The following is a 13,996-nucleotide window of genomic DNA, read 5'->3' as shown; positions in this document are numbered from 1 at the left end:
GCGGCGAAAACGGGGGCTTAAGTGTCCGTTCGAGCTACGTGGTCGGGACGACGGCGATCCTGGCTTCGCCCGGCGGTTTAACGGGGAGGAGGACCAGCAGCCCTGCGAGAAGCACCACCATGATGCCCAAAATGCCCCAGCGCTGCGCTTCCCCTTCCGCCACAAGGGGGGTGGCCACGGCGATGCAGAGCGTAAACAGCGTGGGGGCCAGGAAGCTGACGGCCCGGCCGGTGGTTGCATAGAGGCCGAAGAGCTCGCCGGATTCGCCGTGCGGAGCCAGCCGGGCCAGGTAAGCGCGGGAGGACGCCTGGGCCGGCCCCACGAAAAGGCAGAGGAACAGCCCGAACACCCAGAACGTGGTGCTCCCTGCCCAGGCTGTACCGAAGAAGACGTAATTGCCGTTGCCCAGCACCAGGATCAAGGTCCCGGCGACCAGCAGCCCCACCAGGGACCCGAGGATCACGGCCTTGGGGCCCACCCTGTCGTCGAGGAATCCGCCGATAATCGCCCCCACGGCCGCCACGATGTTGCCGAAGATGGCGAAGAAGATCACCTGCGACAGTTCGAAGCCGAAGGTGCCGGCCGCGATGATCCCGCCGAACGTGAACACTGCGGCGAGCCCGTCCCGGAAGATGGCGCTGGCCAGCAGGAAGAAGATGGTGTGCGGGCTGGTCCGGTAGATCGCCTTGATCCGGCGGACCAGCAGCCCGTAGGACGCAACGATGCTGTTTTTAGTTCCGCGTTCAGTTGTCCGTTTCGGTCTGGGCAGCTCCGGCACTGCGAACATCACCGGCAGCGCGAAGATGAAGAACCACAGGGCGGAGAACACAGCCACGAGCCGGATGTTGAGGCTGTCCTGTGTAGAGGCGCCGAACCACTCGAAGCTGGGCTGGACGAAGAGCTGGAGGACGATTAGCAGGGCCACGATTCCGCCGAGATATCCCATGCCCCAGCCGAAACCGCTGACCCTGCCGATGTTCCCGGGCGTGGAAACCTGCGCCAGCATGGCGTTGTAATTGACGCCGGCGAACTCGAAGAAGATGTTGGCCAGCGCAATCAGCGAAACCCCAAGCAGCAGGAACTCAGGGCGGGGAAACACGAAAAAACACAGCGCGGTCAGCACCGCGACGAGCGCCGTATTGACTCCCAGCCACAGCTTCCGCCGTCCGCCGGTGTCGGAGCGCTGGCCGGTAACCGGCGCCAGCAGCGCAATCACCGCCCCAGCGATGGCCAGCGCTCCGCCGAGCACGGCCGAGGCCTGGTCTTCGCCGCCGAACGCTTTGGACGTCAGATAGACCGTGAAAACGAACGTGGTCATGACGGCGTTGAACGCCGCGGACCCCCAGTCCCACGCCGCCCATGCGAGGACGCGGCCCTTGTTGGGGACCATGGTGCCGGCTTCAAGATCGGACGACGGCTGCATTGCCTCGGGAGCGGCGGCGGAGTTCATAACGCCGATGCTATCCGCCCGCGGCGAACAGGGAACGGAACTACCCCTGAAGAACCGCGGAATCTTACGCCATTGGCGCCCCGGAGGGAAAAAGTGTCAGTGCCCCCTTGATAAACTTTCCGGACCGAACCCAACGATTGACCGCCTGCTCCAACTTTGATAATCGAATTCCTGACTTTGCGGAGATAACAGTGATCACAGTCCTTGCCGTGCACTTTGCGGTTGCTGCTGTGGCGCCCCTCATTTTCAGGAAATTCGGCCGGAGTTCCTTTTACGCACTGGCAGCAGTGCCCGCCGGCTCTTTCGTCTGGCTGCTGTTGCAGCACGGCGCCGTCTATGCGACCGCGGGCCTGCACGGCAGCGGAGGCCACGCCAGCGAGATCACCCCCTGGATCCCGGACCTTGGCATCGAATTCGCCTTCCGCCTGGACGCCCTTGCGTGGGTCATGTCCCTGCTGGTGCTCGGTGTGGGCGCCCTGGTGCTGCTGTACTGCGCCCGTTATTTTAAGAACAAGGACCAGTATCTGGGCGGCTTCGGCGCCCAGCTTCTCGCGTTCGCCGGTGCGATGTTCGGCCTCGTCATGGCGGATGACCTGCTCCTGCTGTTCATCTTCTGGGAACTCACCACCGTCCTGTCCTACCTCCTGATTGGCTATGCCCGCACCCGCCTTGCGGCGCGGCGCTCGGCCCTGCAGGCGCTCATGGTCACCACGGCCGGCGGACTGGCGATGCTCGTTGGCCTGATCATGCTGGGATCGGCCGCCGGGACGTACCGGATCTCGGCCATCCTGGAGCAGTCGCCGGACCTGGTCGCCGGGCAGGCAGCGGGAGCCGTGGGCGCCGCCGTCGTCCTGATTCTCATCGGTGCGGTGACCAAATCCGCGCTGGTCCCGTTCCACTTCTGGCTCCCCGGCGCCATGGCGGCACCCACCCCCGTAAGTGCGTATCTGCACGCCGCGGCGATGGTGAAGGCCGGCGTGTACATCGTGGCGCGCCTGGCACCAGGATTCACGGACACGGAGTATTGGCTGCCGCTGGTCCTGGGTCTGGGCCTCGCCACCATGCTGGTCGGTGGCTACCGCGCCCTGCGGCAGACCGACATCAAGCTCATCCTCGCGTACGGCACAGTGAGCCAGCTCGGCTTCCTCACCATGGTGGTGGGCCTGGGCAGGCCTGACGCTGCGCTCGCGGGCCTCGCCATGCTGCTGGCCCACGGCCTGTTCAAGGCAACACTTTTCCTCGTGGTGGGAATCATCGACCACCAGGCCGGCACCCGCGACATCGGCAAGCTGTCGGGCGTCTTCCAGTCCTCCCGCGCACTCGCCATTGTGGCCGGCGTGGGTGCCGCTTCCATGGCCGGGGTCCCGCTGCTCGGCGGATTCGTGGCCAAGGAGTCGGTGCTGGAAGCATTCGTCCACTTTGCGGGCGAGCCGGGCCACGGGCTGTGGGGCGCGGTGGTCCTGGCCGGCGTGGTGCTCGGATCGGTGCTGACCTTCGCCTATAGCGCCCGGTTTTTCTGGGGCGCCTTCGCGGTGAAACCAGGTGTGGACCGCACCCCGTTTAAGCCCATCGAGCCGTCCTTCCTCGCAGCCCCTGCGGTCCTGAGCGTCCTCACCATCGTCTACGGCCTGTGGCCGGCGCCCGTTGATGGGTGGATCCAGCCGTACGCCGCCCTGTTCACGGCAGCAGCCGCCGACGCCGGCGCCGAGGCAGGTGCCGCCGGCCACCTTGCGCTGTGGCACGGGCTGACCCCGGCGCTAGGCCTGACCGCCGTCACCTTTGCCCTCGGGCTGGCCATGTTCTTCGCCCGCGGGGCGGTGGGGCGCGCCCAGGGCCTGGTCCCGGACTGGATCGACGCCGACCGCGGCTACCGGCTGACCATCGGTGCCCTCGACGACGTCGCCGTTTGGCTGACGGGCCGCACGCAGCGCGGTTCGCTGTACTTCTACCTGGCCGTAATCCTGACCGCGGCCTTCGTGCTTCCCCTGGCTGCACTGGTCTTCGCGCGCAAACCGCTGCCGGAGGGGCTGTATTTCATCGATCCGAATTCACCGCTGCAGATCGTGGCGGGCGCAGGCATCGTGATCGGGGCGCTGGCAGCCGTCCGCGCCAACAAGCGCTTCCTGGCCGTGCTCATGGTGTCGGTGACCGGCTACGGCATTGCCCTGATGTTCGCCCTGCAGGGGGCGCCGGATCTCGCCCTCACCCAGATGCTGGTGGAAACCATCATCCTGGTTGCGTTCGTGCTGGCCATGCGGAGCCTGCCGGCCGAACTCCGGGACCGCACCGGCGGCAAGTACCGGGTGGTCCGCGTGATCATCGGGCTGGCGTTCGGAGCCACCATGGTCTTCGCGGCGATCCACGCCATGGGCGCACGGGTGGCTACACCCGTTTCACTGGAATTTCCCAAGCTGGCGTATGAGGGCGGCGGGGGGCTGAATATCGTCAACGTTACGCTCGTGGACATCCGTGCCTGGGACACGTTCGGCGAGATCTCGGTGCTCGCCCTTGCAGCGACAGGCGTGGCCAGTCTGATTTTCCTCCGCGGCCGCGGCGACGGCATCCGTGCGTCGTCCACAGTGGAGGAGGGCACCGTGGGCCGGCGCCGCGGGGTGGACAAATTCTCGCGTGACGGCGCCGCCCTGGCGCTGACCCGCAAGTTCGCCGCCTCCACGCGGGACGCATGGCTGGTGGCTGGCCGGACGCTGGCTCCGGAGCGGCGTTCCATCATTTTCGAAGTGGTCACGCGGCTTATGTTCCACTCGATGATCATTTTCTCCCTCTACTTGCTGCTGGCCGGGCATAACCTGCCCGGCGGCGGATTCGCGGGAGGGCTCATGGCCGGCCTGGCCCTCACGCTGCGGTATCTGGCCGGCGGCCGCTACGAGCTTCGTGAGGCCACGCCCATCAGTGCCGGAACGCTGCTGGGCCTCGGACTCGCAACGGCCGCGGCGTCCGGCGTCGCCCCGCTCCTGCTGGGCGGCCAGGTGTTCCAGAGCGCCATCATCGAGTTGTGGCTGCCGGTCTTTGGGGACATCAAATTTGTCACGTCCACCATCTTCGACACCGGCGTGTACATCGTGGTGGTCGGGCTGGTGCTGGATGTGCTGCGCAGCCTGGGGGCCGAGATCGACGAACACTTCGAGGAAGAACCCGCGGCCATGCGGCGCGAACGGGCGGAAGCGCTCCACCCCGCCACCGAGTGGGAGTCCGCTTCCGTCCCCGCGGACACCGGGAGGGGAGAGGCATGAGCGTCAACCTCACCCTGCTGACCGTCATGGGTGCCCTCTATGCGTGCGGCATCTACCTCATTCTCGAACGCAGCCTCACACGCGTTCTCCTCGGGCTGATGCTCCTGGCCAACGCCACCAACCTGCTGATCCTGGCCACCGGCGGGTATGCCGGCGTGGCCCCGTTCTTCAGCAAGGACACGGAACCCGGCGCCTACAACGACCCCCTGCCCCAGGCGCTGATCCTGACGTCCATCGTGATCTCCTTCGCCGTCACCGCCTTTATGCTGGGCATCATTTACCGGACCTGGGTGCTGGCACGCCAGGATGAGATCCAGGACGACGTCGAGGACCGCCGCGTGGCGGCGACCCCCAGCTTCGACGCCGAGGACGACGCCGTCATCCCTGTGGAAACGTCGGAGTTCCCGCTCACGATGCTCGGCGCCGACGGCGGGGGAGTGTCGGACTCTCCCATACCGGATTCCGCAACCATCCCGGCGGGCGGCCGCGCTATCTCCGGGGAGGCCGCCGCGCACGAAGAGAAGCCGGGCTCCGCCACCATCAACAACCACCCGGAAGGAGACGGAAAGTGAGCCTGACAAGCCTGGCCCCGCTCGCCGTCGTTCTTCCCATCCTGGGTGCGGCGCTGACGTTCGTGCTGATCCGGCATTCGCGTGCGCAGCGGGCGGTGAGCATCGCGTTGCTGTCGCTCACCCTGCTGCTCGAGTGCCTGCTGCTGGCCTCGGTCTGGAACGGGGGAACGGAGGCGGTGAACATCGGCGGATGGCTGCCGCCGTGGGGAATCGTCCTGGTGGTGGATCAGTTCTCGTCCCTGATGCTGGTGGTGTCGTCCGCGGTGAGCCTCGCCGTCCTCGTATACGCCACCGGGCAGGGCATGGCCGACGGCGACGAGGACGCGCCCCTATCGATCTTCCACCCCACGTACCTGATCCTCGTGGCCGGCGTCTCCAACGCGTTCCTGTCGGGCGATCTGTTCAATCTCTATGTCGGGTTCGAGATCCTGCTGACGGCCAGCTACGTGCTGATGACCCTGGGCGGAACCGGCCCGCGTATCCGTGCCGGCGTCACCTACGTGGTGGTCTCGGTGGTGTCCTCCGTGCTGTTCCTCATTGCCATTGCCATGATCTACGGGGCCACAGGCACCATCAACATGGCGGACCTCGCCATTAAGCTGGCCGAGCTGGACCAGGGAACCAGGACGCTCCTGCACGTCATGCTGCTGGTGGCCTTCGGCATCAAGGCAGCCGTGTTCCCGTTGTCGTTCTGGCTGCCTGACTCCTACCCGACCGCGCCGGCCCCCGTGACGGCCGTGTTCGCAGGCCTGCTGACCAAAGTTGGCGTGTATGCGATGGTGCGGACAGAAACTTTGCTGTTCCCGGGCGACTCCCTTAACACTCCACTGATGATCGCCGCGTTGCTGACCATGGTAGTGGGGATCCTCGGCGCCATTGCGCAGAGCGACATCAAGCGTCTCCTGTCCTTCACCCTCGTCAGCCACATCGGTTACATGGTGTTCGGGCTGGCAATGTCCTCCGTGGCCGGCCTGGCCGCCGCCGTGTTCTACGTGGCACACCACATCACCATCCAGACCAGCCTCTTCCTCGTGACGGGGCTGATCGAGCGCCGCGGCGGAAGCTCGTCGGTTGACCGCCTCGCCGGGCTCGCGAAGCTGTCCCCGATTCTGGCGCTGCTGTTCTTCGTCCCCGCCATGAACCTCGCAGGCATCCCGCCGTTCTCCGGTTTCCTTGGCAAGCTCGGCCTCATGCAGGCAGGCATCCAGCTCGGGACGCCCCTGGCGTACACGCTGGTCATCGGCGGGGTCGTGACGAGCCTCCTGACGCTGCTGGCCGTCGCACGCGTGTGGAACCGTGCGTTCTGGCGGAAGCCCGAGGACGCCGAACATCCCGATCCAGTGCTGCTTGCCGACGCCAAGGATTCGCCTGTGGGCCTGCGGACGGGCAAACGCGGCCTGATCCTTCTGCCCCGCACCATGGTGGGCTCCACCCTGGGACTGGTGGTGCTTGGCGTGGCGCTCACAATTTTCGCCGGCCCGCTGTTCCAGATGGCCGGCCAGTCCGCCGACGCCATGCTGGACAGGTCCGCGTATATCCAGGCGGTGCTGGGTCAGCAGGCGCCGGTGCCGAACCTTGCGCTCAACGGCGGCACGGCCCCCCACGGCAGCACCCTGAACGGCAGCAGCCTGAGCGGCGGCGGGAAATGAGCCGGCGGCGGATCTCCCTTCGGCAGGAACTGCCCCTGCTCGTCTGGCTCGTCATCGTCTGGGGCGCCTTGTGGCAAGATTTCAGCCCGGGCAACCTGCTGTTCGGTGCCATGCTCGCCGTCGCGGTGGCCCGCCTGTTCTACCTGCCGCCGGTGGAGCTGAGCGGACGCTTCAGCGTCCTCCGCGCCATTCCGTTCGCCGTGGCGTTCCTTGGCAGGGTGGTGGCCGCGAGCTTCCAGGTCTTCTATCTGGCGGTGGCGCAGGGTCCCAAGGTGACCAATGCCGTCGTCGCCGTTCCGCTCCGGAGCCACTCGGACCTGATGGTGACCGCCACAGGCCACGTGATCTCCCTGATCCCGGGATCGCTCGTGGTGGAGGTGGACAGGTCAACCTCCACGCTCTACATCCACGGACTGAACGTCCGGAGCGCCGAGGATGTGCGGAAGCTCCGTAAGGAAGTGCGGGACACGGAAGCGGGGCTGATCCGCGTTATGGGGACCAAAGAGGAACTTGAAGCACTGAACCTGGAGGCCGGCAGGTGATGGAACTCGTCCTGACCGTCACCGCTGTGGTGCTGTCGCTCGCCGCCGCGGGCGCGATCGTGCGCATCGCCCGTGGCCCGTCCCTGCTGGACCGGGTGCTGGCGGCCGACGTGCTGCTTGCCATCCTGGGTGCGGCGCTGTGCATCGACATGGCGGTTAACCGGCACCTGAACAACCTGATGCTGCTCGTTGCCGTGTCGGTCATCGGGTTTATCGGTTCGGTGACCGTGGCGCGTTTCGTCGCCGACCGGCGGGAGCAGCTCAATGAATCCTGATGCCAGCGCCGTGGATACCGTCATCGATGTGGTGTCCGCCGTCTTCATGATCGTGGGGGCGTTCCTGTCCCTGGCCGCTGCGATTGGCCTGCTGCGGTTCCCTGACCTGATGAGCCGCATGCACGCCGCCACCAAGCCGCAGGTGCTTGGCCTGTTCCTGCTGCTGGCCGCCGTGGGACTGCAGCTGCGCACGTGGTGGGTGTGGCCGGTACTGCTGGTCGCCTGGATCTTCCAGCTGCTTACCGTGCCGGTGTCCGCACACATGGTGGGCCGGGCCGGCTACCGAACCAAGCACCTCCACAAGGAGCTGCTGAGCACGGATGAACTTGAGGCCGTGGTGCTGAAGGCCGCCGAGGCGGCCAGGGAACAGGATTCCGACGGCGGCCGCTGAGTGATTGCGCTGACTGGTTGTGCAGGCCGGGTTGCGCAAGGCCGCGGCACATTATGCGGCCGTAGCACGGCCCGCCGTCGTAGGCTGGTCCCACATGCGACGGACAGGAGGCTGAGGTGGCCCAGACCACGGTGACCGGGGCGACGGTTCTTGAGGTGATCGCCGAACTGGCGGAGCTCGAGGACCCGAGGATCCGCGAGGTGAACGCCAGGCACGGGGACGACCACGGCGTGAACCTCAGCAGGTTGCGCGCGTTGGCCAAGCGGCTGAAGACCCAGCAGGAGCTTGCACGCGAGCTGTGGGAGACCGGCGACGCCGCAGCGCGATTGTTGGCCATTCTGATCTGCCGTCCGAAGGCGTTCGAGCGCGGTGAGCTGGACGCCATGTTGCGCCAGGCGGGCACTCCCAAGGTGCAGGACTGGCTTGTGAACTACGTCGTGAAGAAGAACCCGCACTCCGAAGAGCTGCGCCTGGCCTGGTTCGCCGATCCGGATCCGGTAGTCGCGAGCGCCGGATGGGCGCTGACCACCGAACGCGTGGCGAAGAAGCCCGAGGGGCTCGACCTCCCGGGGCTGCTCGACGTCATCGAGGCGGAGATGAGGGACGCCCCGGATCGCTTGCAGTGGGCGATGAACCACTGCTTGGCCCAGATCGGGATTGAGCACGCCGGGCACCGTGCCCGCGCAATGGACATCGGTGAGCGACTGGAGGTGCTGAAGGATTACCCGACACCCCCGGGCTGCACCTCTCCGTTCGCGCCCATCTGGATCACCGAGATGGTGAATCGGCAGCATGGCACCGGTGAGCTGGCGGACACTTCATAGGAGCGCGCCATGGGCCACGCAAGCCAGGATTCCGCACACCACGATTCCCAGGACAGGCTCGTGGTGGAGTTGGCCGATCTCGGGTTGCAGGCGCCCGCTCTCGTGGGCGGGAAGGCGCTGAATCTCGGCAGGATGGCTGCCGCCGGGCTTCCGGTGCCCTCCGGATTCTGCCTGACCACCTCCGCATACCGCTCTGCTGTGCCCGCGGAACTGGAGGTCCTCGCGGCCCGTCTTGCGGACCTCGGCCCCGGGGAAGCCGAGCATCTGTACAAACTTGCCCGGGAGGCCAGGGAACTCGTGAACGCAGCGCCCGTGCCGCCGGAGGTGGAGGCCGCCGTGCGTACCGCTTACGCCGCTGTGGGCATGGCGGGGCGGAAGCAGGGGGCAGGCGGCGAACCGGCCGTTGCCGTGCGCTCCTCCGCCACAGCCGAGGACCTGCCGTTCACCAGCTTCGCCGGACAGTATGACACTTTCGTGGACGTCACCGGGGCCGACGGGGTACTGGAAGCGATCCGCCGCTGTTGGGCTTCGCTCTGGACCGACCGCGCTGTGGTGTACCGGGCAGCCAACGGGATCAGCCACCGCGACGTGAGACTCGCCGTCGTCGTTCAGGATTTTGTCGAGGCCGCGACGGCGGGCGTCCTGTTCACCGCGAATCCTGTGACCGGAACCCGCGGCGAAACGGTGATCGACGCCCACCAGGGAGCCGGACAGGACGTGGTCTCCGGTGCGGTCAATCCCGACCATTTCGTGATCCAGACGGCCACGGGTCGGCTGGTGGACAGTATCCGCCCGGACGGCATCCAGCACGACGGCGGCGTGCACCGGCCGGTTCTGAACGCCAAGCAGCTCCGCGAACTCACCTCGCTCGGGGCGGCCGCCCAGCGACTCCTGGGTGCGCCCCAGGATGTCGAGTGGGCCATTGACCGCGGCGGGATGGCCTGGCTGACCCAGTCACGGCCCATCACCACGCTGTATCCGCGGCCCGTGCCGCTGCCGGCAGGCCTTCCCTCCACCGGATTTGACCTTGGATCCGAGGACTTCGTGGACGGGGAAGCACTGGCCGAAGAGGACCCCCGCGTCTATCTGTGCGCCAGTCTCCTGCAGGGCCTGATCCGGCCCATCACGCCCATGGGGCTCACAGCACTGAATCTGATGCGGGGCGACAGGGGGCCGTGGCGGCAGTACGCCACCCCCGGTCTGAGGCTCTACGTGGACCTGACCCCCGCCTTCCACAGCAAAGGCGGCAAGCGCTTCCTGCTGAAGATGCTTCCCATGGCTGACGGGAGATCCGCTTCCCTGCTCGCGGCCCTGATGGAGGATCCCCGCTTCGCCGTCCGGAAGGAGGAACCCAAGGGAAACCGCAATTCAGGGGCACAGGACCAACCGAAGCGAAATGCCCGCGGGGTGCAGAACCTGGCCGTGATGGCCAAGTTGCTGCGCTCAATGGTCCGGGCGGTGGTGCGGCCGGAAGCAGAGCTGCGCCGGGCACATGCCTACAGCACGCGGCTCCGGACCGACCTGGCAAAAAACCAAGATGCAGTGACGAGCGAAAAGCGGCTCGATCATGTCGAAGGCATCATGCGCGGGACTGTCGAGGAACTGATCGACGCCACCCTGCCCGCCCCCGCCGTCGGCTACCTGCTGCTGGCCGCCGCCCGCCGGCTGCTTCGCGGCATCGTAGAGCCCAGGGAGCTGGAATCCGTCCTTCGCGGGCTGCCGCACAATGTGACCACCGAAATGGACTTGGAACTGTGGCACCTGGCCGCGTCGCTCGGCCGGGATCCCGATTCCCGGACGGCCTTCCTCGGAAAGGGCCCGGAGGATCTGGCCCGGGATTACGGTGGGGGCGCCCTTCCCGCGCTGGCACAGACCGGTGTTGGCGCGTTCCTGGAAAAGTACGGTCACCGGGCGGTGGCAGAGATCGACCTTGGCATGCCGCGGTGGTCGGAGCATCCGGACCACATTCTCGGCGTGATCGCCAACTACCTTCGGGTGGAGGATCCGGAACAGGCGCCGGACCGGCAGTTCGCCCGCGCTGCCGAACAGGCCGAGTCCGCCATCCGAGGCATGGTCGAAAAAGCACAGGCAAAGGGGAAGGTGCGGGGCCGGCTGGTGGGTTTCTGCCTCCACCGGACCAGGCAGCTGGCTGGTCTGCGGGAGCTGCCGAAGTTCAACGTCGTGGTGGTCCTGGGTGAGATGCACCGGCAACTCGCCGAGGTGGGCAAGGACCTTGCGGGGGCGGGGCGAATTGCGGCCCCCGAGGACGTTTTCTTCCTCACCTTCGACGAACTTCGTGTGGGGCTGCGGGGTGCAGATCTGTCCGGCATCGTGGGCGGCCGCCGGCGGCACTACGATCTGGAACTGCGCCGCCGGCACATTCCCCGGTTACTCCTCTCCGACGGGACAGACGTCGAAGCTGCCTTCGCGCCGACTGCGGGGCCCCGAGCAGAGGGAATCCTGGCAGGCACGCCCGCCTCAGCCGGCACCGCCACCGGCACAGTGCGTGTCATCCTGGACCCCGTCGGCGCGCATCTGGAACCCGGGGAAATCCTGGTGGCGCCCTCCACGGATCCGGGCTGGACGCCGCTCTTCCTGACAGCCGGAGCCCTGGTCATGGAGATGGGCGGAGTGATCTCGCACGGGCCAGTCGTTGCCCGCGAGTACGGCATTCCCGCCGTGGTGGGCGTCCCGGACGCCACCACCCGCCTCCGCACCGGCGATGCCGTGACAGTGGACGGGGCGGCAGGAACGGTCGGGCCTGCCATCCCGCTTCCACAGAATCTGGACCTGCCGACGCCCTCACGCCGGGAAGATCCGGGGGCATCGGGGCGTTAAATTCAGTAGGACCAGCGATTGGGACCGAGGCATTCTGCGGGTCCGGGTGAGCTGGCGGGGGTAGTCAGGGGGCCGGTAACAATGGGCAAGACAGTGGCAGTTGGCTATGACGGCTCGGACCAGTCCAAGCTGGCCCTGCGGTGGGCCGCGGAGTACGCGATGGCATCGCAGGCCGTCCTGCGGATCATACACGCGTGGATTTGGCCCATGTTCACCCACGACGTGGGGCCGGTGAAGGGAGTTGCCGACAGCGGGTTACGGCACGCAGCCGAGGCCATTCTTTCCGAAGGCGTGGAGCTTGCCCGCGGCATCTCGCCCGATCTGCACATAGAACCGCGGATGGTTGCCGGCCTGCCCGCGGATGTCCTGCGCAAGGAATCCCCGGCTGCGGACCTGCTGGTGGTCGGGAACCGCGGGCTGGGCGGCTTCCTTGGAAAACTTGTGGGCTCGGTGTCCGTCGGCCTGGCCGGCATGTGTCCCGGCCCTGTAGTGGTGGTCCGCGCCGAGCGTGCGGAAGGAAAACCGGTGATCGCCTGCGTGGACGGGCATCTGAGGAGCAGCAAGGTCCTGGAGCGGGCAGTCAGTGTGGCACAGACCTTGCAGACGAAGCTGCGGATCGTTCACGTGGATCCGCCGATGCCGGCTTGGGGACGCCATGCCCCCTCGCAGTTTCACGGCAGGGATGTTCTGCGTAATGCCATGCTCCACGTGCAGGGGCTCGATCCCGGCCTGGCCGTTTCGGAGGAACTTCTCTCCGGCCATTCCGTGGCCGCTGCGCTGGTCGACGCGGGGACTGATGCGGAACTGCTGGTGTTGGGGGCGCCCAAGCGTGAAGGCCATCCCGGAACCCTGGCCACCGTTCTGACCCACGCACATTGCAACGTCATGATCGCAAGGTAGCAAAGGCAGCAAGGGCTCCAAGGCTCAACCGCCGCCCTTGTCGGAACTGCCGCGCTCGTCGGAACCGTCGGAGCGGCCCTCCTTCCCATCATGTTGTCGGTGGGCCCGGGCTATCAGGTCCATCAGTTCCTTCTCGTCTTTTGCCTGCCGCCGGTGTTTGGGGCCGAACCTGCGTATCTGTTGTTCTTCCGCGACCAGCTTCGCGAAGATCCGGCTCCGTTCCCCGAGATCATTCGTGTAATCAGGGTCGAGGTAGTTGATGACATCGCGGCGGGCAGCGGACACGACCGCTTGAGCCTTCCCCCGGGGACTGATCAGCGATGCGAGAACTGTGAGGCCCAGCACGGCAATAATCACTGTGAGCGAGAGCGCTGTATCGAACTCGACTACCGGTACTGGGTCGCCGTCATTGATGAACGGCACGTTGTTTTCGTGGAGGGCATGGAGCAAAAGTTTCACGCCGATGAACCCCAGGATCAGCGCCAGGCCGTAGGAGAGGAAAATGAGGCGGTTCAGGAGGCCGTCGATCAGGAAGTACAGCTGGCGAAGGCCCAGGAGCGCGAACGCGTTTGCCGTGAACACGATGAAGACGTCCTCGGTCAGGCCAAAAATGGCCGGGATCGAGTCCAGCGCGAAGAGAATGTCGGTCCCGGCGATGGCCACCATCACGAGCAGCATCGGCGTCAGTGTCTGTTTGCCGTCCTGCAACGTGAGCAGCTTGTCGCGGTCGTAGTAGTCCGCGGTGTGAAACAGCCGTTGGGTCATCCGGATCATGATGTTGTCGGCGGACTTTTCCTCCGAGCGGTCGGGTCTAAGCATGTTGCCTGCGGTAATCAGCAGAATCAGTGCGAAAAGGTAAAAGACCCACGCGAAGGTGTTAATGAGCGCGGCCCCCAGAAGAATGAAGACAGTGCGTGCGGCCAAGGCGAACGCTATTCCGAACAGCAGCACTTTTTGCTGGTCTTCGCGCGGCACGCCAAAGCTGTTCATGATCACCAGGAAGACAAACAGGTTGTCCACTGACAAAGCCTTCTCGGTCAGGTAGCCGGCGAAATATTCTGCGCCGGGGGATGCCCCTCCGAAAGCGAAAATTCCGGACCCGAAGCAGAGTGCGATCCCCACATAGACGGATGACCAGATGACCGCTTCCTGCAGGGTGGGAATGTGGGCACGGCGGACGTGGACAAAGAAGTCAAAGGCCAGCAGCGCAACGATGCCCGCGACGGTCAGCACCCATATCAGTGGAGGAACGTCCATCATTCCTGCTCCCGGTAGCCGATGAAGGCACGGCAGGACGATGCAGC

General features: G+C 66.2%; 11 protein-coding genes. 9 read left to right on the top strand and 2 right to left on the bottom strand.

Going from position 1 to position 13,996, the window contains the following annotated elements:
* Window positions 1-34: 34 nt before the first annotated feature.
* Window positions 35-1,450 carry an MFS transporter gene (locus ACIP90_RS14860; protein WP_400580182.1) on the bottom strand — a complete coding sequence of 472 codons (1,416 nt, stop codon included), beginning with the start codon at window positions 1,448-1,450 and terminating at the stop codon, window positions 35-37.
* Window positions 1,451-1,641: 191 nt separating this feature from the next.
* On the opposite strand from ACIP90_RS14860, the gene ACIP90_RS14855 reads away from it, so the two are divergent.
* From ACIP90_RS14855 to ACIP90_RS14815, 9 genes are all read left to right on the top strand, one after another.
* On the top strand, window positions 1,642-4,701 hold the full coding sequence (locus tag ACIP90_RS14855; protein ID WP_400580181.1) for a Na+/H+ antiporter subunit A: 3,060 nt from the start codon (window positions 1,642-1,644) through the stop codon (window positions 4,699-4,701).
* Window positions 4,698-5,273 (top strand): Na(+)/H(+) antiporter subunit C, encoded by a 576-nt coding sequence (locus ACIP90_RS14850; protein WP_400580180.1) that lies wholly within the window; start codon window positions 4,698-4,700, stop codon window positions 5,271-5,273. The genes ACIP90_RS14855 and ACIP90_RS14850 overlap by 4 nt, the downstream gene beginning before the upstream one ends.
* Complete coding sequence (locus tag ACIP90_RS14845; protein WP_400580179.1) at window positions 5,270-6,922, top strand: Na+/H+ antiporter subunit D; 1,653 nt, start codon at window positions 5,270-5,272, stop codon at window positions 6,920-6,922. Before ACIP90_RS14850 ends, ACIP90_RS14845 begins: the two co-directional genes overlap by 4 nt.
* Complete coding sequence (locus ACIP90_RS14840) at window positions 6,919-7,464, top strand: Na+/H+ antiporter subunit E (protein WP_400580178.1); 546 nt, start codon at window positions 6,919-6,921, stop codon at window positions 7,462-7,464. Before ACIP90_RS14845 ends, ACIP90_RS14840 begins: the two co-directional genes overlap by 4 nt.
* Complete coding sequence (locus ACIP90_RS14835; protein ID WP_205652715.1) at window positions 7,461-7,739, top strand: monovalent cation/H+ antiporter complex subunit F; 279 nt, start codon at window positions 7,461-7,463, stop codon at window positions 7,737-7,739. The genes ACIP90_RS14840 and ACIP90_RS14835 overlap by 4 nt, the downstream gene beginning before the upstream one ends.
* Window positions 7,729-8,130, top strand: coding sequence for a monovalent cation/H(+) antiporter subunit G (mnhG, locus tag ACIP90_RS14830; RefSeq protein ID WP_400580177.1), 402 nt, complete (start codon window positions 7,729-7,731; stop codon window positions 8,128-8,130). Before ACIP90_RS14835 ends, mnhG begins: the two co-directional genes overlap by 11 nt.
* A 116-nt stretch (window positions 8,131-8,246) precedes the next feature.
* The gene (locus ACIP90_RS14825; protein WP_400580176.1) at window positions 8,247-8,954 is read left to right on the top strand and encodes a DNA alkylation repair protein; all 708 of its coding nucleotides are present in this window, start codon (window positions 8,247-8,249) and stop codon (window positions 8,952-8,954) included.
* A gap of 9 nt (window positions 8,955-8,963) precedes the next feature.
* Window positions 8,964-11,792 carry a PEP/pyruvate-binding domain-containing protein gene (locus tag ACIP90_RS14820; protein WP_400580175.1) on the top strand — a complete coding sequence of 943 codons (2,829 nt, stop codon included), beginning with the start codon at window positions 8,964-8,966 and terminating at the stop codon, window positions 11,790-11,792.
* A gap of 81 nt (window positions 11,793-11,873) precedes the next feature.
* A complete protein-coding gene (locus tag ACIP90_RS14815) occupies window positions 11,874-12,692 on the top strand; it encodes a universal stress protein (protein ID WP_400580174.1) in 819 nt (272 codons plus the stop codon).
* A gap of 24 nt (window positions 12,693-12,716) precedes the next feature.
* Here ACIP90_RS14815 and ACIP90_RS14810 read toward each other — a convergent pair whose 3' ends face one another.
* Window positions 12,717-13,949: a TerC family protein gene (locus ACIP90_RS14810; protein ID WP_400580205.1), complete on the bottom strand. Its 1,233-nt coding sequence runs from the start codon at window positions 13,947-13,949 to the stop codon at window positions 12,717-12,719.
* Window positions 13,950-13,996 lie beyond the last annotated feature (47 nt).

The sequence above is a fragment of the Arthrobacter sp. NPDC093139 genome, from assembly GCF_044754165.1.
Classification (GTDB): Bacteria; Actinomycetota; Actinomycetes; order Actinomycetales; family Micrococcaceae; genus Arthrobacter.
The sequence above is the reverse complement of the archived record's forward strand: the minus strand, read 5'-3'. Positions and strand labels throughout refer to the sequence as shown.

Bases quoted from the DNA above. Each gene is read 5' to 3' on its own strand.
- ACIP90_RS14860 (WP_400580182.1), bottom strand. From the start codon at position 1,450: ATGAACTCCGCCGCCGCTCCCGAGGCAATGCAGCCGTCGTCCGATCTT.
- ACIP90_RS14850 (WP_400580180.1), top strand. From the start codon at position 4,698: ATGAGCGTCAACCTCACCCTGCTGACCGTCATGGGTGCCCTCTATGCG.
- ACIP90_RS14840 (WP_400580178.1), top strand. From the start codon at position 6,919: ATGAGCCGGCGGCGGATCTCCCTTCGGCAGGAACTGCCCCTGCTCGTC.
- mnhG (WP_400580177.1), top strand. From the start codon at position 7,729: ATGAATCCTGATGCCAGCGCCGTGGATACCGTCATCGATGTGGTGTCC.
- ACIP90_RS14820 (WP_400580175.1), top strand. From the start codon at position 8,964: ATGGGCCACGCAAGCCAGGATTCCGCACACCACGATTCCCAGGACAGG.
- ACIP90_RS14815 (WP_400580174.1), top strand. From the start codon at position 11,874: ATGGGCAAGACAGTGGCAGTTGGCTATGACGGCTCGGACCAGTCCAAG.
- ACIP90_RS14810 (WP_400580205.1), bottom strand. From the start codon at position 13,949: ATGGACGTTCCTCCACTGATATGGGTGCTGACCGTCGCGGGCATCGTT.